The organism is Thioclava pacifica DSM 10166 (genome assembly GCF_000714535.1).
GTDB lineage: Bacteria > Pseudomonadota > Alphaproteobacteria > Rhodobacterales > Rhodobacteraceae > Thioclava > Thioclava pacifica.
The window spans coordinates 277,529-302,036 of the sequence record NZ_AUND01000034.1; the positions used below are offsets into that span (position 1 = coordinate 277,529).

Sequence of the window (24,508 nt, forward strand, 5' to 3'; positions counted from 1 at the left end):
TTCTTCACATTTTCAAAACCGCGCACTAACCTCGCGCCAGAACGCGAGTTCCAACACGGGAGTGAATAAATGAAAAGAATTCTTCTGGCCTCGGCCGCGATCGCCTTTGCCGCGACCGGTGCTTACGCCGCCGATGTGAAGATGGGGGTCCTGCTGGGCTTCACCGGCCCGCTCGAATCCCTTGCACCGGCGATGGCGCAGGGCGCCGAGCTTGCGATCAAGGAAGTCTCGGACTCCGGCAAGCTGCTCGGCGGCGACACCGTGACCCCGGTGCGCGGCGACTCGACCTGCGTCGATGCTGCGGCCGCGACCGCGGCGGGCGAAACGCTGGTCACCTCGGACAAGGTGTCGGGCATCATGGGCGCGATGTGCTCGGGCGCGACCACCGCCGTTCTGCAAAACGTGGCGATGCCGAATGGCATGGTGATGATCTCGCCCTCGGCGACCTCGCCGGCGCTTTCGACCCTGCCCGATGACGGCCTGTTCTTCCGCACCGCGCCCTCTGATGCGCGTCAGGGTGAAGTCATGGCTGACGAGATCCTTGAAAAAGGTATCAAATCCGTCGCGCTGACCTACACCAACAACGACTACGGCAAGGGTCTCGCGGACAGCTTCGAGAAGGCCTACAAGGCCAAGGGCGGCACCGTGACGATCTCGGCAGCCCACGAAGATGGCAAGGGTGACTACTCGGCCGAAGTGGCTTCGCTGGCCTCGGCCGGTGGCGATGCGCTCGTGATCGCTGGCTATATCGACCAGGGCGGTTCGGGCATCCTGCGCGGCGCGCTCGACACCGGCGCCTTCGAAAAGTTCGTCTTCCCCGACGGCATGGTCAGCCAGACCCTCGAAGACAACTTCGGCTCGGAAGTGAACGGCTCGTTCGGTCAGATGCCCGCTTCGGAAGGCGAAGGCCATGACAAGTTCCTCGCACTGGCCACGGCCGCCGGCTTCGACGGCACCTCGGTCTATTCGGGCGAAGCCTATGACGCGGCAGCTCTGATGCTGCTCGCGATGGAAGCTGCGAACTCGACCGATCCGAAGGTCTACAAGGACAAGATCATGGACATCGCCAACGGCGATGGCGAAAAGATCTATCCCGGTGAGCTGGCCAAGGGTCTCGAGCTGATCAAGGAAGGCAAGCCGATCAACTACGAAGGCGCAACCGCCGTTCACCTGATCGGCAATGGCGAAGCTTCGGGCACCTTCCGCGAGATCGAGTTCAAGGACGGGAAGATGGAAACGGTCCAGTACCGTTGATCTGAGCAAAGACGCGAAACAGCCCGGAGAGATCCGGGCTGTTTCCAATTAGAACAAGACCTTGCGGCGCGATGTTCGCGCAAAGCATGAAGTCAGGGGACCCCATGATCCGGGTTGAAAATCTAGTAAAATCCTTCGGCGGCTTTCGCGCCGTCGATGGTGCGAGTCTCGAAATCGCGACCGGTTCGATTACCGGTCTGATCGGCCCGAACGGTGCCGGAAAATCCACCCTTTTCAACGTCATCGCCGGTGTGCATGCCCCCACCTCGGGCCGCGTCACGATGGATGGCGAAGACATCACCGGGCTCGCACCGCACGAGCTGTTCCACAAGGGGCTGCTGCGCACCTTCCAGATCGCGCATGAGTTTCCCTCGCTCACCGTCCGCGAGAACCTGATGATGGTGCCTTCGGGCCAGGCAGGCGAGACGCTCTGGAACACCTGGTTCGGCCGTGGACGGATCCGCGAAGAGGAAACGGCGCTTCTGAAGAAAGCCGACGAAGTGCTTGATTTTCTGACGATCTCGCATCTGAAGGACGAGAAGGCAGGCAATCTCTCGGGTGGCCAGAAGAAGCTTCTGGAGCTTGGTCGCACGATGATGGTCGAAGCCAAGATCGTCTTCCTCGACGAGGTTGGCGCAGGTGTGAACCGCACGCTGCTGAACACGATCGGCGATGCGATCGTGCGCCTCAACAAGGAGCGCGGCTACACCTTCTGCGTGATCGAACATGACATGGATTTCATCGGCCGCCTCTGCGACCCGGTGATCGTGATGGCAGAGGGCAAGGTTCTGGCCGAAGGCTCCGCCGATCACATCATGGAAAACGAGGCCGTCATCGAGGCCTATCTGGGTACGGGCCTCAAGAACAAGGTCAAGGCCGAGGAAACGGCCGAGGCCGCCGCGCATGAAGACCACGGCGCGCAGCCGGGTCTGGGCGACGAAGCTGGCAAGGGAGAGGCGCAATGAGCTATCTGAACGCCTCGGAGATGACCGGCGGCTACGGCAAGGCCGATATCCTTCACTCCTGCACGCTGACCGTCGAGAAGGGCGAGATCGCCGTGATCGTCGGCCCCAACGGCGCGGGCAAATCCACCGCGATGAAGGCGGTGTTCGGCATGCTGTCGCTGCGCGAAGGCAAGGTGACGCTCGACGGGGTCGACATCACCGGGCTCTCGCCGCAGGACCGGGTGAAGAAAGGCATGGGGTTCGTCCCGCAGGTCAACAACGTCTTCCCGACGATGACGGTCGAGGAAAATCTCGAAATGGGCGCCTTCATCCGCGACGACGATTTCGCCGGCACCATGGAACAGGTTTACGAGCTGTTCCCGATCCTGAAGGAGAAGCGTCGCCAGAACGCAGGCGAATTGTCAGGCGGGCAGCGTCAGCAGGTGGCCGTGGGCCGCGCGCTGATGACGCAACCGAAGCTTTTGATGCTCGACGAGCCCACCGCAGGCGTCTCGCCGATCGTGATGGACGAGTTGTTCGACCGCATCATCGAAGTCGCCCGCACCGGCATCTCGATCCTGATGGTCGAACAGAACGCCCGCCAAGCGCTTGAAATCGCGGATAAAGGATATGTCCTCGTGCAAGGCGCCAACAAATATACCGACACCGGACAGGCGCTCTTGGCCGATCCGGAAGTCCGCCGTACCTTCCTGGGGGGCTGAGCAATGGATCTCATCAACGCGCTCGTCGCGATCACCAATTACGTTATCATCCCCGCCACTGCCTATGGTGCGCAGCTTGCGCTTGGCGCGCTCGGGGTCACGCTGATCTACTCGATCCTGCGGTTTTCGAACTTCGCCCATGGCGACACGATGGCCTTCGGAACCGGGATCGTGATCCTGATCACCTGGGGCTTCCAGGCGATGGGGATCAGCCTCGGCCCGCTGCCGACCGCGCTGCTCGCCCTGCCCTTCGGCATCATCGTCACCGCCGCGCTCATGCTCGGGACGGACAAGGTCGTCTATCAATATTACCGCAAGGTGCGGGCCGCGCCTGTGGTCATGGTCATGGTTTCGGTTGGCGTGATGTTCGTGATGAACGCGCTCACCCGTTTCCTGATCGGCGTCGACCAGATCAATTTCGACGATGGCGCGCGTTTCGTCATCAATGCACGGCAGTGGCGCGAAATGACGGGCCTCTCCGAGCCGCTCACGCTGCGCTCGACGCAGGTGATCACCGTCGTCACCGCGATCATCACCGTGGCAGCCCTGTTCTGGTTCCTCGGCAAGACCCGCACCGGCAAATCCATGCGGGCCTATTCCGATAACGAGGATCTGGCGCTGCTGTCGGGGATCGACCCGAACCGTGTCGTGGCCGTCACCTGGATTATCACCGGGGCGCTGGCGACCATCGCCGGCACGCTTTACGGGCTCGACAAGAGCTTCAAGGCCTTCACCTATTTCCAGCTGCTACTGCCGATCTTCGCCTCGGCCATCGTCGGCGGTATCGGCAACCCGGTGGGTGCGATCGCAGGCGGTTTCGTGATCTCCTTCTCGGAGGTCGGCCTCACCTATGCCTGGAAGAAGGTCGTGACCTACCTGATCCCGAACTGGCAACCTGACGGGCTCGTCCAGCTTCTGTCCACCGATTACAAATATGCGGTCAGCTTCACGATCCTGATCCTCGTGCTGATCTTCAAGCCGACCGGCCTCTTCAAGGGGAAAATCGTATGAGCACCACACGACAACCCGGTGGATCGAGCGCAATCCGCGCGCCGCTTTTCTTCGCCATCATGGCTGTGCTGATCCTGTTCGAGGGCTTCTCCTCGGGCTGGAACTCGGCGCTTGGCATCCTGAACATGGGGCTTCTGAGCGCTATCATGGCGCTCGGGGTGAATATGCAATGGGGCTATGCGGGGCTGTTCAACGCAGGTGCGATGGGCTTCCTCGCGCTTGGCGGCCTGGCGCCCGTGCTGATCTCGATGCCGCCCACGCCCGGTGCGTTCAAGGCGGGTGGGCCCGGCATCATGCTCGCGTTCTTCATCGCCATTGTCGCGGTGTTGGCAGCGGTCTGGATCTGGCGCAACCTTACCGGACGGCTGCGCGGGCTTGCGGTGACAGCCGTGCTGATCGTGGGATTCTTCGTCTATCGCTGGGCTTTCGATCCGGCGGTCGCGGCGATCGAAGCGATCAACCCCTCGGCACAAGGCAATCTCGGCGGGCTCGGCCTGCCGACGCTGATCTCCTGGCCCGTCGGTGCGGTACTGGCGGCCGGTGCGGCCTGGCTGGTGGGGAAGACGGCTTTGGGTCTGCGCTCGGACTATCTTGCCATCGCGACGCTCGGGATCGCCGAGATCCTCGTCGCGGTGCTCAAGAACGAGCAATGGCTCGACCGTGGCGTGCTCAACGTGAACGGAATCCCGCGCCCCTGGCCCGTCCCCTACGAGATCGACCTGCAAAACAGCCCCGACTTCGTCGCCAAGGCGCAAAGCTGGGGCATGGATCCGCAGCTTGCCTCGACGATTACCGTGAAGCTGGCCTACCTGCTGCTGTTCGTGGTCGTGCTCGCGGTGCTGATCTGGCTCACCCAGAAGGCGCTCAAATCGCCCTGGGGCCGGATGATGCGCGCGATCCGCGACAACGAGATCTCGGCGGCCGCGATGGGCAAGAACGTCACCCGCCGCCATTTGCAGATCTTCGTGCTGGGCTCGGCAGTGATCGGCCTGGCCGGCGCGATGATGATCTCGCTCGACGGGCAGATGACGCCGACCTCCTACAACCCGCTGCGCTACACCTTCCTGATCCTCGTGATGGTGATCGTGGGCGGCTCGGGGAACAACTGGGGCTCGATCCTCGGTGGCGTGCTGATCTGGTATGTCTGGGTCAAGGCGGGCGACTGGGGCCCCGATATCATGGCGGCGCTGGCCTCCCCCTTCCCCGAGGGCGGGTTCAAGGAGCACCTGATCCAATCGGCCCCGCATATGCGGATGCTGGTGATGGGCGCGATCTTGCTGGGCGTGCTGCGCTTCAGTCCACGCGGGCTCTTGCCCGAGAAATGAGCGTGAGGGGCGCTGCCCCTCGCCCGTTCCGGGCTCACCCCGAGATATTTGGATCAAGAAGAAGACGAAACGCGCGGGCTGAGACCCGCGCGTTTTTCGTTACTCGTCGTCGCCTTCGAATTGCGCGACGCGGGCGCCAGCCTTGTTCGTGGTGACGACGCCGAGGGATTTGAGCTTGCGGTGCAGGGCCGAGCGCTCCATGCCGACGAAATTCGCGGTGCGCGAGATATTGCCCCCGAAGCGGTTGATCTGCGTCAGGAGGTATTCGCGCTCAAACAGCTCGCGGGCCTCGCGCAGAGGCAGCGTGGCGAGCGCGCCGCCCAGCACGATGCGCCCCTCTTCAGCGGGCGCCTCCTGACCGGGCAGCTCGCGCGCCTCGATCGGGCCCGTGCCTTCACCGAGGATCAGCACCCGCTCGATCACGTTGCGCAGCTGGCGGACATTGCCGGGCCAGTCCATCGTCTGCATCAGCGCAGCGGCCTCTTCCGAGACATCGCGCAGCGGCAGGCCTTGCGTCTCGTTGAAACCACGCAGGAAATGCGCCGCCAGAAGCGGCACATCCTCGCGCCGTTCCGAGAGCGGCGGCACCTCGATCGGCACCACGTTCAGCCGGTCGTAGAGTTCCTGACGGAACCCGCCTTCGCGGATCATCGCGGTCAGGTCGCGGGTCGTCGAGGAGATGACGCGCAGATCGACGCGCACCTTGTCGGCCCCGCCCACGCGCAGGAATTGCTGTTCGGTCAGCACACGCAGGATCTTCGACTGGGTCCCCAGTGGCATCTCGGCCACCTCGTCGAAATAGATCACGCCGCCATGGGCCTGCTCCAACAGGCCTTTCTCGACGCCGCGCTCCGGTGTTTCGCGCCCGAAGAGCACCTCTTCCATCCGGTCGGGCTCGATCGAAGCCGAGGCAACCGTGATGAAGGGCCCGGCGGCACGGGTCGAGAACTGGTGGATGTAGCGCGCGGCCATCTCCTTGCCCGAACCCGGCTCGCCGGTCAGCATCACCCTGCCATTGGATTTCGTCACTTTATCGAGCTGGTCCTTCAGCCGCCGGAAGGCCGCCGAATCCCCAATCATCTCGCCCGAGGACATGTCGCGACGCCGGAGCGTCGAATTTTCACGGCGCAGGCGGGCGGTCTCCATCGCGCGGGCGATCACCACCATCAGCTGGTCGATATTGAAGGGCTTCTCGATGAAGTCATAGGCGCCCTGCTTGATCGCCGCGACCGCGATCTCGATATTGCCGTGGCCGGAGATGATGATGACCGGCACGTCGGGGTTGTCGCGCTTCACCGTCTTGAGGATGTCGATCCCGTCCATCTTGCTGTCTTTTAGCCAGATATCGAGGATCATCAGCGCCGGTTCCTGCGCGTTGATCTCGTCCATGCACTCGTTGGAATTCGCTGCCAGACGCGTCTGGAAGCCTTCGTCTCTAAGGATATCGGCGATCAGCTCGCGGATGTCTTTCTCGTCGTCGACGATCAGAATGTCGCTCATGTCAGTTCCCCGGGGGCCTCGCCCCTCTCCTTGATGGCCCGCAATGCGGCTCGCGCGCGCGGTAGCCTGATTTCGGCGAGCGCCCCACGATGGGCGCCCTCTGTGAAGGCGGGCGCGTCGCTGAGGGACAATGTCCCGCCATGTTCCTCGATGATCTTCTTCACGATGGGAAGCCCCAGACCGGTCCCTTTTTCGCGCGTCGTCACGTAAGGCTCGAACAGTCGCGCACGATCCGGCGGCAGGCCGATCCCGTTATCAGCGATGCGGATCGTGACCTGCTCCGGGGTGACCTCCATCGTGAGGCGCACCTGTGGGGAGAACCCGTCCTCTGCGCCTTTTTCGACATAGGATTCAATCGCTTCGCCCGCGTTCTTGATCAAGTTTGTCACCGCTTGCGAGATCATCGTCGCATCGAGCTCAACGATCACAGGCTCGCTCGGCACGTCGGAGATCAGCTCCGCTCCATGCAGTGCGTCCTGTTGCAAGGTCACCGAGTCACGCACCAGTTGCGCGAGATCGTGATCGGCGCGGTTGGGTTCGGGCATCCGGGCGAACCGCGAGAACTCATCCACGATGCGGCGCAGATCATTGGTCTGGCGCACGATGACGCCGGTGAGTTGCTCCAGCGCCTCGGCGTCCTCGCCCTCGGTGATCTTGCCGAACTTGCGCTTGATCCGCTCAGCCGAGAGCTGGATCGGGGTGAGCGGGTTCTTGATCTCATGTGCGATACGCCGTGCCACATCACCCCAGGCCGCCATGCGCTGCGCCGACACAAGTTCCGTCACGTCCTCGAAGGCGACAACATAGCCTTCGGGCGCTCCCAGATCGTTGCGCCGCACTGCCATGCGCACGAGCAAGCTCTCCAGCCGCCCGCCGCGCGACACGCGCACCTCTTCCTGAGCCACCTCATTAAGACCGTCCTGCAAGCGACGGAAAAGATTATCAAACTCCGGAACAGCATTCGCAAGTTCTCGCGAGTGATCGCGCATGCTATCGAGTTCAAGAAGTTGCATCGCAGCGCGGTTCACGAAATCTATCCGGCCATCTGCATCGAGACCGATCACGCCGGAGGTCACCGACGACAGCACGGAATCGAAGAGGCGGCGGCGCTCCTCGGTCTCACGATGGTTTTCGACCAGCGCCATGCGCTGTCCCTTGAGCTGGCTCGTCATCCGGTTGAATGCCGCGCCGAGCGTCGCGATCTCGTCATCGCCCTCGGCCTCGATCACCCGCGCATCCAGATCGCCCGCGCCGACCCGTTCCGCGGCCGCAGCAAGACGCCCGATCGGTTTCGAGAGCCGCTCGGCAAACCACAGCCCCATCCAGACCGCCGCAAGGATCAGGATCAGCGCGAAGCCGAAATAGACGAGGCCGAATTCGAAGATCACGCGTCCCCGCGCGGTCTCGAGTTGCTGATAAAGCGTCACCGTCTCGCGCGTCTGGTCGAGCAACGACAGGATCTGTCCGTCGACCTTGCGCGAAATGTAGAGGTAGCGATCCACGAATGCGTCGAGACGGATCAGCGCGCGCAGTTCCGAGTTCGGCCAATCCTCGATCAGGACGGTCTCACCCTTTTGCGCCTCGACCACATCCTTGGCAGAGGGCTGTTCATAATCGAAGAGATAGGAGCGATCACCGCGCGCGACGATTTTCCCGGTTCCATCAATGACGTAAGCTTCCTTCACGCCACGCTGAATGCCCGCCTGACCGGCGATCAACAGCTCCCTCAGCTCGCCATCGGACATGAAGGTCGAGGCCTGACGGCGCAGGTTGAGAAAGCCGGCAAGCGCGCGGCTGTCCTGCACAAGGTCGCGCTTGTGTTCCGCCTGATAGGCCTCGGCCGCTTGCAGTGATGTGCCCACGACCGAGCGCACCCGATCCGAGAACCAGCCCTCAAGACCGATATTCACCGTCAGCCCCGCGAAGATCGCAACCAGCACCGTCGGCACCAACGCAATCCCGGCGAAGACCCCGGTCAGTCGCAATGTCAAACGCGAGCCCGCGGACCGCGCGCGTCTTGCGGCCACCATCTGCGCAAGGCGCATCAGGATCAGCCCGGCGAGCAGGAGGAAATAGACGAAGTCACCCAGCAGGATCAGGCGCAGCGAGGCGCTGTCAGCCCCCTGTCCCATCGGGCCCAGAACCACGAAGGTCCCGATCGCCAGAACGGGACCAAGCACGACAAGGCTCAGCGTGAAGATATTGCGCACGCGCCGCTGACGCCGAAAGCGCGCCAGCCTGTCCCAGCCTGAGCGATATGCCGTGCTGCCCTGCACCGATGCCCCCACAATTCAGGGGGCAGCCTCGCGAATCCGTGACAGCGGAAAAGCCACAATCCCCTGTTGCGGGTTTACATCAGTTTGCGCCGACGCGTAACCTGAATATCGAGATCGGTGATCTTTTTCCGCAACGTATTGCGGTTGATGCCCAGAAGATCGGCACATCTTGCCTGATTGCCGCCAGTCGCATCGAGGGCGATCTCGATCAGCGGAGCCTCCATTTCCTTGAGAATCCGGTCATATAGGCCCGCAGGCGGCAGCGAGCCTCCGTGCAAATCGAAATAGCGGCGCAAGTGACGCGCGATCGAGGCCGAGAGCTTCTCGCCCTCGCCACCCTGGCGCAGCGGCTCGATCGCAGGCTGGTTGCCAAGGACGAACTCCACCTCGGAGCGCGCGATTTCTTCCTCGGAAGAGGTTACGGCAAGCCGGCGGATCGTGTTTTCGAGCTGGCGCACATTGCCCGGCCAGCTATAGGCGCGCACGAGCTGCATCGCCTCGGGGGTGAAGCGGCGGGTGCCAAGGCCATCACGCTCGGCGCGGCCCAGGAAATGTTCGGCCAGAAGCGGGATATCCTCGACCCGTTCACGCAAGGACGGGACATTCAGCGTAACGCCGCCGAGGCGATAGAACAGATCCTGCCGGAATTTGCCCGCCTCCATCAGGCCCGCGAGATCGATCTGCGTCGTCGCCATGATCCGCGGCGCAGGATCGGGCAGCGCGTCGAGCATGCGCACGATGCGCGCCTGGGTTTCGTCGTCGTAATCGCCGACCTCATCGAAGACGAGCGACCCGCCCTTGGCTTTCGACAGCAACATCGCCGGCCCGTCCGCACCTTGCAGATCCCCCGACTGCGCCACCACGAAGGGCAGTGTACGGCGGTCGGAGAAGTCGTGGATTGCACGCGCGATCAGTGATTTACCCGTTCCGCTCTCGCCAGAGATCAACACCGGAAGATCGGCATTCATCACCCGCGCGACGAGACGGTACAGCTCCTGCATCGCCGCGGTGCGCCCGACCAGCGGCAGATCGCCGCCTTCGCTCAGCGGTTCACCGGGTTTCGTGGACACGGGCGCGCGGCGTTTCTGCTCGAGCGCCTTTTGCGCACGTTTCATCAGATCGGGCAGATCGAAGGGCTTGGGCAGATAGTCGAACGCCTCGGCCTCGGCCGCCTGAATCGCCGTCATGATCGTGTTCTGCGCCGAAATCACGATCACCGGCAGACCGGGGCGTTCCTCGGAAATCTTCGGCAGCGCCTCGAGCCCGTTGCCATCGGGCATGATCACATCCGAGATCACCAAATCGCCCTTCCCCTCCTCGACCCAGCGCATGAGCGTCACGAGCGAAGCGGTGGCATGGACCTTGCACCCGGCTCGGGTCAGGGCCTGGGTGAGAACGGTGCGGATCGTGCGATCGTCATCGGCGACAAGTACGGTGCCGTCCATGGATCAAGCCTCCTTGGGCGCAACTGGTAGGGAAATGCGAAAACGGGTGCGGCCGGGCACCGAGTCGAGCGAGACCCAGCCATCATGATCGGAGATGATCTTCGAAACGAGCGCGAGCCCGAGACCTGTGCCGTTCTCACGACCGGAAACGAAGGGTTCGAAGATCTCGTTGGCGATTTCGGGCGGGATGCCGGGACCATCGTCGATGATCTCGACCTGTAGCGGCAGCGGCTGTCCCGAACCATCGGCGCGACGCAGGCGCAGGCTGTGCTCGTAGAAGGTGCGGATCTTGATTTTTCCTGCTCCGTCAGACGCTTCTGCAGCATTCTTCAAAAGGTTCAGGAAGACTTGGGTCAACTGATCGGCATCGCCCAGCGTGGATGGCAGCGAGGGATCGTATTCTTCCGTGATCGTCATATGCGCACCGAATCCCACACCCGCGGATTTGCGCGCACGATCCAGAACGTCATGAATATTGACCGGCTTCTTCTCCGGTGCACGGACATTGCCGAACTGCTCGACCTGTTCGAGAAGCTTCACGATCCGACGCGTCTCGTCAACGATAAGGTCCGTCAATTCAAGATCTTCGCCGGACAAGTTCATGCTCAGGAGCTGCGCGGCCCCGGCAATCCCGGCAAGCGGATTCTTGATCTCATGCGCCAGCATCTCGGCCATGCCGATCGCCGAGCGTGCAGCCGATTTCACGAGGCTCGCGCGGCCAAGACGGTCGGCCAGTTCACGCGGCTCGATCAGCAAAAGGACCCGGTCGGGCTCTTCGCCAACGGGCGCGGCTTGCAGGTTGCACTGCACGGGCGCCTTCTCGCCGGTCGTGACCTCGACGTCGTTCACGAAAAGCGATGCTCGGTTCTTGCGGACCCGTGAGAAGATCTCCTCCAATGGCGCGGAAATCGCGAGCCGCTCGCCGATGGTCTGGCCCCTCAGCGATTTGGCCGAGAGGTTGAGGAACAGCTCGGCGGCCGGGTTCACCTCGTCGACCTTGTCCTCGCCGTCGATCAACAGCGCCGGGGTCGGCAAGGAATTCCAAATGATGCCGGGCGCGGGAAGGTTCATGCCGCCATCCTTTCGCCAAAGGCGCGTTCAATCAGGGAGAGCGTGGCCTCGGGCGTCTCGGAGACCATCATCTCGGCCCGCAAGGGGGCGCCAGCTTCCTCGGCATACCAACCGAGATGCTTGCGCGCGAGGCGCAGACCCAGATCGCGCCCGTAGAAGCTCAAGATCGCCTCGTAATGCTCTGAGATAAAATCACAAAGCGAGTTTCCGTGTGGCACGTCCGGAGCGGAGTCTCCAAACAGCGCATGGCCGATTTCAGCCAGACGCCAAGGCGCGCCCTGCGCCCCTCGTCCGACCATCACGCCCGCAGCGCCGGATTGTTCAAGGGCCCGCCGCGCCGAAGCCGCGTCCACGATATCGCCATTGGCGACGACCGGGATCGACACGGCCGCGCGGGTCTCGGCAATCGCGGCCCAATCGGCTGCGCCTTTGTAGAACTGCATCCGGGTGCGCCCGTGCACGACGATCATCTTGATCCCCGCCGCTTCCGCCCGCCGGGCAATCGAGGGGGCGTTGCGGCTGTCATCGTCCCAACCGAGCCGCATCTTCAGCGTCACGGGCAGATCGACCGCGTTCACCGTAGCTTCGATCAAGCGCAGCGCATGATCGGGGTCGCGCATCAGCGCCGAGCCCGACGCCCCGCCCGTCACCTTCTTCGCCGGACACCCCATATTGATGTCGATGATCCGAGCACCCATGCCGGCCACCATCTTCGCGGCCTCGGCCATCGGCTGCGCCTCGCGGCCTGCGAGCTGGACCGAGGTCGGAAGCTCAAGCCCCATCTCGACCCGCGCCTTGGCCCGCACCGAGGGCTTCTTCGTCAGCATCTCACCCGAGGCCACCATCTCGGACACGACGAGACCCGCGCCAAAGCGCGCAACCATCCGGCGGAACGGAAGGTCGGTGATCCCCGCCATCGGTGCAAGAAAGACCGGCGGCGAAAGCTGGATGTCGTCGAGAGCCAAAACCTGAGGCACGGGCGTTCCTGTCACTCTTTCAACCATCATCTAGGCTTTTGATCGGGGAATCACAATTGCGTCGAGCCCTTTGTGGCGAGAAAAATTAGCAATTGCGTATTTTTTAATCACACACGCCGCGCGGAATGTCGCATCAGAAGCCACGCGCTATCATCCCGAGGCGATTGCGCCGCCCTGCCCCATAGCCTAAGCCTTTGGCGCAAAGGGAGCGCCAATGACTATCGCAGTGATCATCGTTGCCGCTGGGCGCGGCACCCGTGCCGGAGGGGAGCAGCCAAAGCAATGGCAGCCTCTCGCCGGGCAGCCGGTTCTTGCCCATACGGTCGCGGCGTTCGCAGGCGTCGGCCGGATCGTCGTCGTCCTTCATCCCGAGGATATGGGTCGGGGCGTAGCGCTTTTCGGCGGCACGGTGACGCTCTGCGCGGGCGGGACCAGCCGCGACGCTTCGGTGCGCAACGCGCTGGAGATGCTCGAGGGGTCGGGCGTGACCAAGGTGCTGATCCATGACGGCGCGCGGCCCTTGGTCAGCCGCGAGGTCATCGATGGCGTCCTTAGCGCGCTCGAGAATAGCCCGGCCGCAGCCCCCGCCCTGCCCGTCACGGATGCGCTCTGGACCGGGGCGGAAGGCGCGGTCACCGGCACGCAGGACCGCAGCGGGCTCTGGCGCGCGCAGACCCCGCAGGGTTTCGATTTCGACGCGATCCTGAGCGCGCATCGCGCCCATCCGGGCGGGGCCGCCGATGACGTGGAAGTGGCTCGCGCAGCCGGGCTTTCGGTTGCGATCACGCGCGGCTCGGAAGACAATTTCAAGATCACCTACCCGGAGGATTTCGTCCGGGCCGAGAGGCAACTTGGAGGCAAAATGGATATCCGTTTGGGTCATGGCTATGACGTGCACGCGTTCGAGCCGGGCGATCATGTGATCCTCTGCGGGGTGAAGGTGCCGCATAATGCCAAGCTCAAGGGCCATTCCGACGCCGATGTGGGGATGCATGCGCTGACCGATGCGATTTATGGCGCGCTTGCCGAGGGCGATATCGGGCGGCATTTCCCGCCCTCAGAGCCGCAATGGAAAGGCGCCGCGTCGGAGATCTTCCTCGACCATGCGGTGAAACTGGCCGAAACGCGCGGCTTCCGGATCGGCAATGTCGATGTCACGCTGATCTGCGAACGCCCGAAGATCGGCCCGCATGCGCTCGAGATGGCCGCGGAGCTTGCCCGGATCATGGGGTTGGAGCCCGGCCGGATCTCGGTCAAGGCGACCACCTCGGAACGTCTGGGCTTCACCGGCCGCGAAGAAGGTATCGCCGCCATCGCCACCGCCACGCTGATCAAGGAGTAAGCCCATGCTGCGCGCCATCAACACGGTCGGATATGTCGGCCTGCTCAAGCCCGCACCGGGCACCTGGGGCTCTCTGGTTGCCGTCCTGGTCGGCTGGGCCATCGAGCATTGGCTGGGCTTCATCCCGCTCGTCATCGCGACCGTCGCGGTCACCGCGCTTGGCTTCTGGTCGGTGCGCGCGCAGCTCGGAGACAGCTCCGACGACCCCTCCGAGATCGTCATCGACGAGGTCGCGGGCCAATGGGTCGCCCTTCTCTTCCCGGCATTCGGATTCTGGTCGCGCGGGCTTTCGACGGGCGTCGAGCTGCACATGGTCTGGCCCGGCGCGGTCGCGGCCTTCATCTGCTTCCGCCTCTTCGACATCTGGAAACCCTGGCTCGTGGGCCGCGCGGACCGTCGCCACGACGCGACCGGCGTGATGCTGGACGATCTCTGGGCCGGCGTCTTCGCGGGCGTCGTGACCATCATCCTTGCCGCGCTTTATCACGCCGTCTTCCTGGGGATGATGCAATGAGCCTTGCTGCGGAGGTTCTTGACGCCTGCAAGGCGCGCGGTTGGATGCTCGCCACAGCCGAGAGCTGCACCGGCGGCATGGTCTGCGCAGCGCTGACCGATGTCGCGGGCTCCTCGGCCGTCGTCGAACGTGGCTTTATCACCTATACCAACGCCGCGAAGCGCGAGTTGCTGGGCGTGCGCGCCGAAACGCTCGATGTGCATGGGGCGGTTTCGGAAGAGGTCGCCCGCGAAATGGCCGAGGGCGCCCGCGCCCATGCGCCCGTTCAGATCGCCGTCGCAATCACCGGCATTGCGGGGCCCGGCGGTTCGGAGTTCAAGCCCGAGGGTCGGGTCTGCTTCGGACTGGCCTGCGATGGGCGCGAGACGGTGACCGAGACGGTGGATTTCGGCGCGCTCGGACGCGAGAACGTTCGCATGGCCGCCCGCGATCACGCGCTGGGACTGCTGCTCACGGCAGCAAACAACTGATTCACTAGCGCCACCTTTTTCGCCAACGCCCACTATTTCAGATTAATTTTTATGCTGCATGCAAACCGGCGCTCATTTAATCGTCTTAGCGCGCCAATGACTCTTTATTGAGCACAGCACCTATGCCCCATGCCCCTCCAAGACGGATTTGCGAGGAGGATTCGAGGGATGAATGGGGCGGATACCGCTTGGATCATGGTGGCCACGGCGCTTGTGCTGTTGATGACATTGCCAGGACTGGCGCTGTTCTACGGCGGGCTGGTGCGAGCACGCAACGTGCTGTCGATCTTCATGCAATGTTTCTCGATCGCGGCGCTGATGAGCGTGCTCTGGCTCCTGTTCGGCTATTCCATCGCCTTCGGGGACGCCAATGGCTATTGGGGCGGGCTCGGCAAATTCGCGATGCTCGGGGTCACGCCTGACACACTGGCGGGCACCATCCCCGAGATCGTCTTCTTCGCCTTCCAGATGACCTTCGCGATCATCACCCCCGCGCTGATCGTCGGCGCCTTCGTCGAGCGCATCAACTATGCCTTCGTGATGGCCTTCACCGGCATCTGGATGCTGGTGATCTATGCGCCCGTCGCGCATTGGATCTGGGGCGGCGGGATGATGGCCGATGGCGGGATCTGGGGCGCGGTGGGCACCAAGGATTTCGCAGGCGGCATCGTCGTGCACGAGACCGCCGGCCTGGCGGCCCTCGTGCTGGCGCTGATGATCGGCCCGCGCACGAAACGCAATACACCGCCGCATAATCCCGGCATGGTCGCGATGGGCGCGGGCTTGCTTTGGGTCGGCTGGTTCGGTTTCAACGGTGGGTCGGCGCTGGCAGCGGATGGCGTTGCGGGCATGGCGATCACCGTGACACATCTCTCCGCCGCCGCAGCCTCTCTGAGCTGGGCGCTGTGGGAGCGGATCAAGTTCGGCCGCGCCTCGATGGTCGGCCTCGTGACCGGTACGATTGCAGGTCTGGCCTCGATCACCCCCGCCGCGGGTTGGGTCGGCCCGGTCGAAGCGCTGGTGATCGGCTTTGCCGCCGGGATCATCTGCCAGGAATTCGTGATCCTGATCCGCGAGAAACTGCATGTCGATGACAGCCTCGATGTCTTTGCGGTGCATGGCGTGGGCGGCATCTTCGGCACGATCATGATCGCGGTCTTCGGTCATGGCTCGTTCGTGGCGCAGCTCGGCGCGCTGGCCGTGGTAGGCGTGTTCACCATCGTGGGCAGCTGGATCATCGCCAAGCTCGTGGCGCTGGTCTTCCCGATCCGCGTGAGCCTTGAGCACGAGACGAACGGGCTGGACCTGTCGACCCATGGCGAGCGCGCCTATGACGTGAATTCCTGATCGTACGCGCTTGCGATCATAGAAAAGGCCGCCTCTCGGGGCGGCCTTTTCGTTGGGTCTTGCCTGGCAGCCGGCGCTTACCCTTTTGCCCCGTAAAGCTCCTCGGCGCGTTTCTCGAAAGCGCGCACGATGCGATGCATCGCCTCGTTGAACACCACCCCGATCACGCCTTGCAGGATCGCGTTCTTGAACTCGAAATCGACATGGAAATCGACATCGCAGCCGCCATCGGGCCGATCCGTCATCCGCCAGTGGCTGTGCATGTATTTGAAGGGCCCGTCGAGATACTCGGTCTCGATGTGATGATCCTCGGGATGCAACACCACGCGCGAGCCGAACTTCTCGCGGAAGACCTTGAACGAGATCACGAGGTCCGCGAGCATCAGGATCGAGCCGTCGGGCTGTTCGACACGCGAACGGATCCGCGCGGCCGAATTCCACGGCAGAAATTCCGGGTAGCGCGCGACATCGGCCACCAGATCATAGATCTGCTGGGCGCTGTAGGGCATGACGCGGTTCTCGTGATGCTTGGGCATGTCTCTTCCGTTTCCTTGCGCCACTTGATGCGATAAAGCTGGGGGCGAGTTCAAGCCCCGCGTCCCGATCAAAGGCCCGACATCATGCCGCAGCGTCCCTATGTGATCGACCAGATGATCTCGGCCAAGCAGATCGCCGCCCGCGTCGAGGAACTGGCCGCCGAAATCACCCGCACCTATGCCAAGACCGACAAGCTGGTCGTTGTGGGGCTGCTGCGCGGCTCCTTTGTCTTCATCGCCGATCTGGTGCGCGAGATCGACCTGCCCGTGGAGGTCGATTTCCTCGAAGCCTCCTCCTATGGCGATGGCACCGAGAGCACCCGCGAAGTCCGCATCCTCAAAGACCTGCGCGCGGGCATCGAGGGGCGCGACGTGCTGGTGGTCGAGGATATCGTCGATACCGGGTTCACGCTGCGGCATGTGATGGGCATGCTGCGCGCGCGCAAACCGGCCCGGATCGAATGCTGTGCGCTTCTGGACAAACCTTCCCGGCGTGAGGTCGACGTGCGCGCGACCTGGACAGGCTTCGAGATCCCCGACGAGTTCGTCGTGGGCTACGGGATCGACTTTGCGCAGCGCAACCGCAACCTGCCCTTCATCGGCAAGGTGCGCTTCCTCGAGGATGAGGCGTGAACGTCACCTGGCTGATGCGGATGGCGAAATGGGCACGCCGTCCGCCCTCGATGCTGCATGTGAAGATTGCGGCGGTGGCGGTTCTCGCGGTGATCGTGATCGTCGTCGTGGACAAGCTTGGATACTGGCCCGATTGGGCGAAGCTGAACCCGCGCGGGCTTCGGAATTGGAAACCCTGACGCTACGGGGACAGCGCCCGGCCATTATGTACGCTTCGACCGCGGCCAAAAGCCCGATCCGAAGGCCTTGAGCAGGCCGCCTTAACCCCGCGCTATTCAGAAGTCGATGCGTATCCGCCCGCGCCGCAGCGATGGCGGCTAATCACGCGACGGACATGACAACGCGGCCAAAACGGCCACCTCCCACACTAAGTGACCCTATCGTGCAAGGCGTCAGTCGGTGACCCAGACCATGACCACACCTCCGCCACCGCGACTGGTCGTGTCCAAATCCTTGCCCTGCACCTGCTTGGACTGCTTCGGGATCGTCTGTTTCCACAGGCCGATATTGCTGGGTGTGATTGACTGGCAGCCGCGATGGATCGGTCTGCCCCCCTTGCGGCCCTGCCCGTTCATCGAGAAGGCTTTGACGTTGTGCGTCTTGTTGACGATGCAGACTGCAATCCTGCGCGCATCATTGGGGCGCGGTCTTCTTTGATGGCGATAAAGTCCCTGAAAGACGCACTTTAGGACCCGGGGAGGCGCGAGGGGGCGGAGGGCCGCGCCCCCCTTCCCGGCTGACCGCTCAGGCGCGCTTACTGCGCGGGTGCCTTGCCTTCGAGGAGAGGACGCAGATCAGAGGCGATCACCCGCTCGGTCACCGGACCTGCGAAGCGGAACAGCACCTTGCCCTCGCCATCAACAACGAAAGTTTCGGGCACACCGTATACGCCCCAGTTGAGCGCCATCTGCCCCTTCGGATCGGCGCCGAGCGCAGCATAGGGGTTGCCCATCTCGGCCAGGAAGCCCTGCGCTTTCGACGGCGTATCCTTGTAATTCACCCCGTAGATATCGACACCTTCTTTCGCCAGCGCCTCGAGATTGGGATGCTCGATCCGGCAAGGCGCGCACCAGCTGGCCCAGAAATTCACCAGCTTGATCTTTCCGTCCTTGAGATCGCTATCGGTGAAGGGCTCGAACTCACCCAGCGGTTCGAGTTGAACCGGCGGTGCCTCCTTGCCCGCGAAGACGGTCGGCAGCTGGGTCGGATCCTCACGGTTCATCCCCCAGATGAAAAGCCCCGCAAGACCGGCGAAGATAACCGGCGGCAAAAGCATCAGCGGCTTAACCATCAGAGCCCCCTTTCCGGCGCGCCTCGGCCTCGGCCAACTGGCGCTTGATCTTGGCACTGCGCATCATCGAGACCACGACGATCAGCACGAGTAGCAGGATCGTCGCGCCCCAGGCGATATTGACCGTGTAGGTGTAGGATTTTGTGGACGGATCCACGAGGACGACCCCGCCCTCGGTGACGGTCGTGCCTTGCTCGGTCGTATCACTCATGCCATGCGCTCACGTTGCTGGATGGCGCCGAGACGGCGCGCGCGGATCTCGGTGCGGGTGCGCACCAGCACAAGCGCCACGAAGAACAGAACGAAGCCGGCCATGCACATCAGAAGCGGGAACCAGTAGACATCGGCGATGTGCTGCTCCTTGTCGAGCGAGAGCGTCGCGCCCTGATGCAGACCCTGGTTCCAGAAATTCGCCGCATAGCGCGAGAGCAGCGCGAAGACCGCCCCGACCAAGCACAGAACCCCCGTCAGATCGGCCGCCGTATCCGGGTTCTCGACCGAAGCCCAGAGCGCGATATAGCCCAGGTAGAACAGGAAGAGGATGAGGAAGGAGGTCAGGCGCGGGTCCCATTCCCACCAGGTCCCCCACATCGGCTGGCCCCAGACGGCACCGGTGATCAGCGCGATCAGCGTCATCACCGCACCGATGGGCGCCGCGGCCTTGGCGGCCAGGGCCGAGACGTGGTGGCGCCGGATCAGCCAGATCAGCGAGGTGACCAGCATCATCACCCAGATGTTGATCGCCATCATCGCGGCGGGCACATGCACATAAATCACTTTCACCGAGCCACCGAAATTCTCGGCGGACGGCACGAAGAAATAGCCCCAGATCAACCCGACAACGAGGGTGATCACGGCAAGTCCAACGGTCCAAGGCAGAACCTTGTCCGTGGTCTTCATGAATTTGACGGGGTTGGCGTATTCCCAGATCGACATCGTGTTGTTCTGCTCACCTTTTGGCCGGTTCGGCCTTTCCTAGCATGGCGTGCGCCGGATGCCCTAGCGCAGATTGACGCGGATCGCGGCCGCCGAGGCGAAGGGCACGAGCGCGATCGTCGCAGCCGTGATCCCTGCCAGCATCAGAAGCGGCACCTGGGTGTTCATCCCCTCGGCGCCACGGCGCACGAGCTCCGCCCCGAAGATGAGGGTCGGGACGTAGAATGGCAAGACCAGCAACGACAGAAGAAGCCCGCCGCGCTTGAGCCCGACCGTGAGGGCCGCCCCGAACGTGCCCAGAACCGAGAGCGCCGGCGTGCCCAGAAGAAGCGCCACGATCATCCAGATCTGCGCTTCGGGCGCGAGATGCAGCAAGATCCCGAAGACAGGCGCGGCGACGACAAGCGGCAGCCCGGTGGTGATCCAATGCGCGAGCGCCTTGATCGAGACCACCCCTTCGAGCGGGATCGGCGCCGTCACGAGCAGATCAAGCGAGCCATCCTCGAAATCGAGCGCGAAGATCCGGTCCAGCGACAGCAGGCAGGCCAAGAGCGCGCCGAGCCACAAGATCCCCGGCGCGATCCGAGCGAGGATCTCGCCTTGCGGACCAACGCCGAAAGGCACCAGCGTCACAACGATCAGGAAGAACGCAAGACCGAGCCCGAAGCCGCCACCGGCCCGCACTGCAAGACGCAGATCCCTGAGAAGCAATGCGATCATGCGACGCCTCCGATATCGGGACGCAGGATGGGGGCGCTGCCCCCCTCGCGGCTGCGCCGCTCACCCCCCGGGATATTTAATGCAGTTGGAATGAGAAACGCGTCTTCCAACTGCTTCAAATATCCCCGCCGGAGGCTTCCGAGCGGGCCAAAAGTGCCGCGCCGGGTCATAGGAAGGCCTCGTCGAATGCGCCCTGCATACCGCCCTCTTCGGGGGGCTTGGCCTTGAAGGGGGCGAGGTCGAGCACGCGGGCCTCCTCGAGACCGAGATCGATATGGGTAGCGATCAATGCGGCCCCGCCGGTGGACAGGTGGCCGCGCACGGCTTCGGCAAAAAGCGCGACCGAGGCGGTGTCGAGCGAGACGGTCGGCTCATCGAGCACCCAGATCGGGCGCCCCGTCACCAGAAGCCGCGCGAGGCCGAGACGGCGTTTCTGCCCCGCCGACAGACTATGGGCGGCGCGATGATCAAGGTTGCGCAGGTTCATCCGATCGAGCGCGGGTTCGATATCGTGGGTGGCGTAAACCGAGGCCCAGAAGGTCATGTTCTCGCGCACGGTGAGGGTCGATTTGAGCCCGTCGGAATGGGCGGCATAGGCCATGCTCTCGGGCGGCATCGACACGGTGCCCGCGAGCGCCGGTTGCAGCCCTGCGAGCGTGCGCAGCAGCGTCGTCTTGCCGATCCCGTTCGGCCCGCGCAGAACCAGCGCATGGCCCGCCTCGAGCGTGAAGCCGATATTTTCGAGAACCGGGAGCCCCCCGCGCGACACCGCAAGCCCCTCGACCGACAGCATCGTCATGACGCCTCTCCCTTCGGAGGCATCGCGATCAGCGCGCAGCCGACGCGGCGCCCCTCGGACAGGAGCACGTTGTAGGTGCGCGCGGCAGAGGGCGTCGCCATGCCCTCACACATGATGCCTTTCGCTTCGAGCGTGGCCACGAACGCTTTTGGAAGATGCGCGATTTCGGCTCCGGTCCCGACGAAAAGCAGGTCGATCTGACCCGCAAGAGCGGTGAGCGTTTCGGGATCCTCGAACCCGCCCCAGTCCCCGCAGCGATCGGCCATCACCCAGACATTGCCGTGCCGGACCTCGCCCGCGACGCGGAAAAAGCCCGGCCCGTAGCCGTCGATCGGCAGGGAGGCTCCGAAATTCGCCTCAGTCAGCAGCGACATCGGATTTGTCGAAGAACTGCTCGGCGGGGTCCTTCTTCTCCTTGTTGCGGTCGAGGCCGATGAACAACACGATGTTCTTGGCAACGAAGACCGAGGAATAGGTGCCGACGATCACGCCCCAGGTCATCGCGAAGACGAAATTGCGGATCACGTCACCACCGAGCACCAGAAGCGCGATCAGCGCCAGAAGCGTGGTACCCGAGGTCATCACGGTCCTCGACAGCGTCTCGTTGACCGAGAGGTTCATCACGTCGCGCAGCGGCATCTTCTTGTATTTCACGAGGTTCTCGCGAAGACGGTCGAAGACGACCACGGTATCGTTGATCGAATACCCGAGGATCGTCAGCAGGGCCGCGATGATCGACAGGTCGAACTTGAACTGGAAGAGCGAGAAGATCCCGATCGTCACCGTCACGTCATGCACAAGAGCCGCGACCGCGCCCACGGAGAACTGCCATTCGAAGCGCAGCCAGATATAGACGAGGATCGCGAAGACGGCGGCCAGAACCGACCAGACCGCAGTCCAGATCAGCTCGCCCGAGACCTTGGGACCGATCGACTCGGTTGCCACGATCTTGATGTCCTTGTTCACGGTCTGAAGCGCGTTGAGCACCTTGGCCTGGGTGTCGGGGCTGATCGCCTCCTGCCCGTCCTGGGCCTGGATGCGGATCGTGACGACCTTCTGGTCATCGCGGAAATTCGGGTCATAGACCTGCGTGATCAGCACATCGCCCAGATCGAGCGGCGCGATGGCCGACCGATACGCGCCGATGTCGACCGGCTCGGTCTGATCGGCCTCGGTGCGGATCGTGGTGCCGCCCCGGAAGTCGATCCCGAGATTGAGCCCCATGGTCACCACCAGCACCAGCGAGGCCAGCACCATGAAGACCGAGAACCCGAAGGTCAGGTATTGGTGTTTGAAAAAGTCGAAGGTGGTCTTTTCGGGGACCAGTTTCAGACGAAATGCCATGTCTCGATCTCCCTTACAGAACCAGATCCTTGGGACGACGGCGCGCGAACCAGAGGCTCACGAACAGCCGCGTCACCCAGATCGCGGTGAAGACCGAGGTGACGATCCCGATCAGGAAGGTGACGGCGAAGCCCCGCACCGGGCCCGCGCCCAGCACAAAGAGGATAACAGCCGTCAGGAAGGTGGTCACGTTGGCGTCGATGATCGCCGACATCGCGCGCTCATAGCCCAGCTCGATCGCTCGGGCGGGTTTCTTGGCAATGCGCAGCTCTTCGCGGATCCGCTCGAAGACGAGCACGTTGGCGTCGACCGCCGTGCCCATGGTCAGCACGATCCCCGCGATACCCGGCAGCGTCAGCGTCCCGCCGATCAGCGACATGATCGCGAAGATCAGCGCGATGTTGATACCGAGCGCGAAAGAGGCGAAGACCCCGAAGAGCCCGTATGAGGCGACCATGAAGACCACCACCAGTACAGCGCCCACGGCAGCGGCGAGCTTGCCGGCCTGGATCGAGTCCGCGCCCAGTTCCGGGCCGATGGTCCGTTCTTCGAGGAAGGTCATCGAGGCAGGCAGCGCACCGGCGCGCAGCAGCAACGCCAGATCGGTCGCTTCCTTGACGGTGAAGCGACCCGTGATGATGCCCGAGCCGCCCGCGATATGGCTCTGGATCGTCGGGGCCGAGATCACCTTGCTATCGAGGACGATCGCAAAGGGCTTGCCGATATTGGCCTGCGTGTAATCGCCGAAGGTCCGTGCGGCCGAGGCGTTGAAGCGGAAGGCCACGGCCGGGTAGCCGTTCTGATCGGTATCGGGACGCGCATCGGTCAGATCCTCGCCGGTCACAACCGGGAGCGGATCGAGAATGTAATAGAGGCCCTTCTGATCGGCGGCGGGCAGGATCTCTTCATCCGTGCCGGTGGCCTGGTTCGGGTTCGAGGTCGTCCCGATCACCGAATTGAAGGTCAGCTTCGCGGTGGTTCCGATGAGCTGCTTGATCTCCTGCGCCGAGCTCGCGCCCGGCACCTGGATCAGGATACGGTCCGAGCCCTCGCGCACGATGGTCGGCTCGCGCGTGCCCGCAGCGTCGATCCGGCGGCGCACGATCTCGAGCGATTGCTGCATCGTGCGGTCGTCGGTCGAGGCTTTCTCGGCATCCGAGAGCTGGATCACCAGCTGGTTGCCATCGGTGGTGATCGAGAGGGTCTTCTGCCCCACCCCGGTCAGCGAAGCGACCGGCGTGTTGAGCGTCTCGGCGATGCGCTGTGCTTCCTGGATCTGGTCGGCATTGCCGATCTGGATGCGCAGCACGCCCGGATCGGATTTCACGCGCCGGATCGATCCCAGCGTCGCGCGTTCATCGGCCAGTGCCTTGCGGAACTCGGGCCAGAGGCCGTCGACACGGGCCTTGTAGACCTCGGTGACATTGACCTGCGCCAGAAGCTGCGCGCCGCCGCGCAGGTCGAGGCCGAGGTTGATGATGTCCGACGGCATCCAATCGGGCCAAGCAGACTTCGCAGCCTGCTGTTCGGGCGTCAGGGCGTTGCCCTTTGCCTCGGCAGAGAGCGCGTCATTATGACCCTCCACCCGGTTGTAAAAGACGTTGGGCGCGGCGAATACGATCCCGATCAGAACGATGATCAGGATCAGCACGCGCTTCCACAGCGAGATCTGCAACATGGGCGAAGGGCCTTATATGGCTTATTCCGAGGTCTTGGCGGGTTCGGTCTTCGACAGAACCTGAACGATGGTCGCCTTCACGACGCGCACCTTCACGCCCTGCGCGATCTCGACCTCGACCTCGCCGTCTTCACGGATATGGGTCACTTTGCCGATGATGCCACCTTGAGTGATCACGTTGTCGCCACGGCGCAGCGCCTCGAGCATCGACTTGTGCTCCTTGGCCTTCTTCTGCTGCGGACGGATCAGCAGGAAGTACATGATCACGAAGATCAGGATGAGCGGCAGGAACTGGCCGAACGCAGCTGCGGGATTTGCGGCGCCACCGGCGGCCTGAGCAAAAGCGGGGGTCACGAACATTACAAGTGGTCCT

General features: G+C 63.4%; 26 protein-coding genes. 11 read left to right on the plus strand and 15 right to left on the minus strand.

All coding sequences use genetic code 11. The features are described 5' to 3' along the window. Positions 1-69: 69 nt before the first annotated feature. The 5 genes from TP2_RS13375 (at position 70) to TP2_RS13395 (ending at position 5,256) form a co-directional block, all read left to right on the plus strand. Positions 70-1,254, plus strand: a complete 1,185-nt coding sequence (locus tag TP2_RS13375; RefSeq protein WP_038078333.1) for an ABC transporter substrate-binding protein — start codon at positions 70-72, stop codon at positions 1,252-1,254. Positions 1,255-1,358: 104 nt separating this feature from the next. After that, positions 1,359-2,219, plus strand: coding sequence for an ABC transporter ATP-binding protein (locus tag TP2_RS13380; RefSeq protein WP_038078691.1), 861 nt, complete (start codon positions 1,359-1,361; stop codon positions 2,217-2,219). Then, positions 2,216-2,920: an ABC transporter ATP-binding protein gene (locus TP2_RS13385; RefSeq protein ID WP_038078336.1), complete on the plus strand. Its 705-nt coding sequence runs from the start codon at positions 2,216-2,218 to the stop codon at positions 2,918-2,920. The genes TP2_RS13380 and TP2_RS13385 overlap by 4 nt, the downstream gene beginning before the upstream one ends. 3 nt (positions 2,921-2,923) lie before the next feature. Next, entirely contained in the window at positions 2,924-3,931 is a 1,008-nt protein-coding gene (locus TP2_RS13390) for a branched-chain amino acid ABC transporter permease (RefSeq protein WP_038078339.1), read from the plus strand. Continuing rightward, a complete protein-coding gene (locus tag TP2_RS13395) occupies positions 3,928-5,256 on the plus strand; it encodes a branched-chain amino acid ABC transporter permease (RefSeq protein ID WP_038078341.1) in 1,329 nt (442 codons plus the stop codon). The genes TP2_RS13390 and TP2_RS13395 overlap by 4 nt, the downstream gene beginning before the upstream one ends. 99 nt (positions 5,257-5,355) lie before the next feature. On the opposite strand, the gene ntrX is transcribed toward TP2_RS13395, so the two are convergent. The 5 genes from ntrX to dusB all read right to left on the minus strand — a co-directional run bounded on the left by ntrX (position 5,356) and on the right by dusB (position 12,552). After that, positions 5,356-6,756 carry a nitrogen assimilation response regulator NtrX gene (ntrX, locus tag TP2_RS13400; protein ID WP_038078343.1) on the minus strand — a complete coding sequence of 467 codons (1,401 nt, stop codon included), beginning with the start codon at positions 6,754-6,756 and terminating at the stop codon, positions 5,356-5,358. Further along, positions 6,753-9,032 (minus strand): sensor histidine kinase NtrY-like, encoded by a 2,280-nt coding sequence (locus TP2_RS13405; RefSeq protein WP_038078345.1) that lies wholly within the window; start codon positions 9,030-9,032, stop codon positions 6,753-6,755. Before TP2_RS13405 ends, ntrX begins: the two co-directional genes overlap by 4 nt. A 74-nt stretch (positions 9,033-9,106) precedes the next feature. Continuing rightward, positions 9,107-10,477 carry a sigma-54-dependent Fis family transcriptional regulator gene (locus TP2_RS13410; RefSeq protein ID WP_038078347.1) on the minus strand — a complete coding sequence of 457 codons (1,371 nt, stop codon included), beginning with the start codon at positions 10,475-10,477 and terminating at the stop codon, positions 9,107-9,109. Positions 10,478-10,480: 3 nt separating this feature from the next. Further along, positions 10,481-11,548 (minus strand): two-component system sensor histidine kinase NtrB, encoded by a 1,068-nt coding sequence (locus TP2_RS13415; protein WP_038078349.1) that lies wholly within the window; start codon positions 11,546-11,548, stop codon positions 10,481-10,483. Further along, entirely contained in the window at positions 11,545-12,552 is a 1,008-nt protein-coding gene (dusB, locus tag TP2_RS13420) for a tRNA dihydrouridine synthase DusB (RefSeq protein ID WP_051692640.1), read from the minus strand. Before dusB ends, TP2_RS13415 begins: the two co-directional genes overlap by 4 nt. A gap of 187 nt (positions 12,553-12,739) precedes the next feature. Here dusB and TP2_RS13425 point away from each other — a divergent pair, with 187 nt between their 5' ends. The 4 genes from TP2_RS13425 to TP2_RS13440 all read left to right on the plus strand — a co-directional run bounded on the left by TP2_RS13425 (position 12,740) and on the right by TP2_RS13440 (position 16,198). After that, the gene (locus TP2_RS13425; protein ID WP_038078353.1) at positions 12,740-13,867 is read left to right on the plus strand and encodes a bifunctional 2-C-methyl-D-erythritol 4-phosphate cytidylyltransferase/2-C-methyl-D-erythritol 2,4-cyclodiphosphate synthase; all 1,128 of its coding nucleotides are present in this window, start codon (positions 12,740-12,742) and stop codon (positions 13,865-13,867) included. 4 nt (positions 13,868-13,871) lie between these two features. Beyond that, entirely contained in the window at positions 13,872-14,381 is a 510-nt protein-coding gene (locus TP2_RS13430) for a phosphatidylglycerophosphatase A family protein (protein WP_038078355.1), read from the plus strand. Further along, positions 14,378-14,851 (plus strand): CinA family protein, encoded by a 474-nt coding sequence (locus TP2_RS13435; protein WP_038078357.1) that lies wholly within the window; start codon positions 14,378-14,380, stop codon positions 14,849-14,851. The genes TP2_RS13430 and TP2_RS13435 overlap by 4 nt, the downstream gene beginning before the upstream one ends. A 168-nt stretch (positions 14,852-15,019) precedes the next feature. Next, positions 15,020-16,198, plus strand: a complete 1,179-nt coding sequence (locus TP2_RS13440; RefSeq protein ID WP_038078361.1) for an ammonium transporter — start codon at positions 15,020-15,022, stop codon at positions 16,196-16,198. Positions 16,199-16,275: 77 nt separating this feature from the next. On the opposite strand, the gene TP2_RS13445 is transcribed toward TP2_RS13440, so the two are convergent. Then, positions 16,276-16,734, minus strand: coding sequence for a type II toxin-antitoxin system RatA family toxin (locus TP2_RS13445; protein WP_038078364.1), 459 nt, complete (start codon positions 16,732-16,734; stop codon positions 16,276-16,278). A gap of 84 nt (positions 16,735-16,818) precedes the next feature. Here TP2_RS13445 and hpt point away from each other — a divergent pair, with 84 nt between their 5' ends. Both hpt and TP2_RS13455 read left to right on the plus strand, forming a co-directional pair. Then, positions 16,819-17,367, plus strand: coding sequence for a hypoxanthine phosphoribosyltransferase (gene hpt / locus TP2_RS13450; protein ID WP_038078367.1), 549 nt, complete (start codon positions 16,819-16,821; stop codon positions 17,365-17,367). Then, the gene (locus tag TP2_RS13455) at positions 17,364-17,546 is read left to right on the plus strand and encodes a hypothetical protein (protein ID WP_038078369.1); all 183 of its coding nucleotides are present in this window, start codon (positions 17,364-17,366) and stop codon (positions 17,544-17,546) included. The genes hpt and TP2_RS13455 overlap by 4 nt, the downstream gene beginning before the upstream one ends. A gap of 575 nt (positions 17,547-18,121) precedes the next feature. Here the strand turns inward: TP2_RS13455 and TP2_RS13465 are convergent. The 9 genes from TP2_RS13465 to yajC all read right to left on the minus strand — a co-directional run bounded on the left by TP2_RS13465 (position 18,122) and on the right by yajC (position 24,495). Continuing rightward, entirely contained in the window at positions 18,122-18,658 is a 537-nt protein-coding gene (locus TP2_RS13465) for a DsbE family thiol:disulfide interchange protein (RefSeq protein WP_157617131.1), read from the minus strand. Next, positions 18,651-18,869 carry a heme exporter protein CcmD gene (gene ccmD / locus TP2_RS13470; protein ID WP_038078373.1) on the minus strand — a complete coding sequence of 73 codons (219 nt, stop codon included), beginning with the start codon at positions 18,867-18,869 and terminating at the stop codon, positions 18,651-18,653. Before ccmD ends, TP2_RS13465 begins: the two co-directional genes overlap by 8 nt. Further along, the gene (locus TP2_RS13475) at positions 18,866-19,594 is read right to left on the minus strand and encodes a heme ABC transporter permease (RefSeq protein ID WP_038078376.1); all 729 of its coding nucleotides are present in this window, start codon (positions 19,592-19,594) and stop codon (positions 18,866-18,868) included. The genes ccmD and TP2_RS13475 overlap by 4 nt, the downstream gene beginning before the upstream one ends. A gap of 63 nt (positions 19,595-19,657) precedes the next feature. Then, on the minus strand, positions 19,658-20,314 hold the full coding sequence (gene ccmB / locus TP2_RS13480; protein WP_038078378.1) for a heme exporter protein CcmB: 657 nt from the start codon (positions 20,312-20,314) through the stop codon (positions 19,658-19,660). Between the two features lie 166 nt (positions 20,315-20,480). Further along, complete coding sequence (gene ccmA / locus TP2_RS13485; protein WP_038078383.1) at positions 20,481-21,113, minus strand: heme ABC exporter ATP-binding protein CcmA; 633 nt, start codon at positions 21,111-21,113, stop codon at positions 20,481-20,483. Continuing rightward, positions 21,110-21,487, minus strand: a complete 378-nt coding sequence (locus TP2_RS13490) for an Mth938-like domain-containing protein (protein ID WP_038078388.1) — start codon at positions 21,485-21,487, stop codon at positions 21,110-21,112. Before TP2_RS13490 ends, ccmA begins: the two co-directional genes overlap by 4 nt. Then, the gene (gene secF, locus TP2_RS13495) at positions 21,471-22,457 is read right to left on the minus strand and encodes a protein translocase subunit SecF (RefSeq protein WP_038078390.1); all 987 of its coding nucleotides are present in this window, start codon (positions 22,455-22,457) and stop codon (positions 21,471-21,473) included. The genes TP2_RS13490 and secF overlap by 17 nt, the downstream gene beginning before the upstream one ends. Before the next feature lie 13 nt (positions 22,458-22,470). Next, on the minus strand, positions 22,471-24,135 hold the full coding sequence (gene secD, locus TP2_RS13500; RefSeq protein WP_038078392.1) for a protein translocase subunit SecD: 1,665 nt from the start codon (positions 24,133-24,135) through the stop codon (positions 22,471-22,473). 21 nt (positions 24,136-24,156) lie between these two features. Then, a complete protein-coding gene (gene yajC, locus TP2_RS13505) occupies positions 24,157-24,495 on the minus strand; it encodes a preprotein translocase subunit YajC (RefSeq protein ID WP_051692612.1) in 339 nt (112 codons plus the stop codon). Positions 24,496-24,508: the final 13 nt, after the last annotated feature.

Coding starts and splice junctions, on each gene's coding strand:
- TP2_RS13385 (WP_038078336.1), top strand. CDS start 2,216: ATGAGCTATCTGAACGCCTCGGAGATGACCGGCGGCTACGGCAAGGCC.
- TP2_RS13425 (WP_038078353.1), top strand. CDS start 12,740: ATGACTATCGCAGTGATCATCGTTGCCGCTGGGCGCGGCACCCGTGCC.
- TP2_RS13390 (WP_038078339.1), top strand. CDS start 2,924: ATGGATCTCATCAACGCGCTCGTCGCGATCACCAATTACGTTATCATC.
- secF (WP_038078390.1), bottom strand. CDS start 22,457: ATGGCATTTCGTCTGAAACTGGTCCCCGAAAAGACCACCTTCGACTTT.
- TP2_RS13445 (WP_038078364.1), bottom strand. CDS start 16,734: ATGCCCAAGCATCACGAGAACCGCGTCATGCCCTACAGCGCCCAGCAG.
- TP2_RS13490 (WP_038078388.1), bottom strand. CDS start 21,487: ATGTCGCTGCTGACTGAGGCGAATTTCGGAGCCTCCCTGCCGATCGAC.
- TP2_RS13440 (WP_038078361.1), top strand. CDS start 15,020: ATGAATGGGGCGGATACCGCTTGGATCATGGTGGCCACGGCGCTTGTG.
- TP2_RS13415 (WP_038078349.1), bottom strand. CDS start 11,548: ATGAACCTTCCCGCGCCCGGCATCATTTGGAATTCCTTGCCGACCCCG.
- dusB (WP_051692640.1), bottom strand. CDS start 12,552: ATGGTTGAAAGAGTGACAGGAACGCCCGTGCCTCAGGTTTTGGCTCTC.
- TP2_RS13410 (WP_038078347.1), bottom strand. CDS start 10,477: ATGGACGGCACCGTACTTGTCGCCGATGACGATCGCACGATCCGCACC.
- hpt (WP_038078367.1), top strand. CDS start 16,819: ATGCCGCAGCGTCCCTATGTGATCGACCAGATGATCTCGGCCAAGCAG.
- yajC (WP_051692612.1), bottom strand. CDS start 24,495: ATGTTCGTGACCCCCGCTTTTGCTCAGGCCGCCGGTGGCGCCGCAAAT.
- TP2_RS13435 (WP_038078357.1), top strand. CDS start 14,378: ATGAGCCTTGCTGCGGAGGTTCTTGACGCCTGCAAGGCGCGCGGTTGG.
- TP2_RS13395 (WP_038078341.1), top strand. CDS start 3,928: ATGAGCACCACACGACAACCCGGTGGATCGAGCGCAATCCGCGCGCCG.
- ccmB (WP_038078378.1), bottom strand. CDS start 20,314: ATGATCGCATTGCTTCTCAGGGATCTGCGTCTTGCAGTGCGGGCCGGT.
- TP2_RS13465 (WP_157617131.1), bottom strand. CDS start 18,658: ATGGTTAAGCCGCTGATGCTTTTGCCGCCGGTTATCTTCGCCGGTCTT.
- TP2_RS13475 (WP_038078376.1), bottom strand. CDS start 19,594: ATGTCGATCTGGGAATACGCCAACCCCGTCAAATTCATGAAGACCACG.
- TP2_RS13375 (WP_038078333.1), top strand. CDS start 70: ATGAAAAGAATTCTTCTGGCCTCGGCCGCGATCGCCTTTGCCGCGACC.
- ntrX (WP_038078343.1), bottom strand. CDS start 6,756: ATGAGCGACATTCTGATCGTCGACGACGAGAAAGACATCCGCGAGCTG.
- ccmA (WP_038078383.1), bottom strand. CDS start 21,113: ATGACGATGCTGTCGGTCGAGGGGCTTGCGGTGTCGCGCGGGGGGCTC.
- ccmD (WP_038078373.1), bottom strand. CDS start 18,869: ATGAGTGATACGACCGAGCAAGGCACGACCGTCACCGAGGGCGGGGTC.
- TP2_RS13430 (WP_038078355.1), top strand. CDS start 13,872: ATGCTGCGCGCCATCAACACGGTCGGATATGTCGGCCTGCTCAAGCCC.
- TP2_RS13380 (WP_038078691.1), top strand. CDS start 1,359: ATGATCCGGGTTGAAAATCTAGTAAAATCCTTCGGCGGCTTTCGCGCC.
- secD (WP_038078392.1), bottom strand. CDS start 24,135: ATGTTGCAGATCTCGCTGTGGAAGCGCGTGCTGATCCTGATCATCGTT.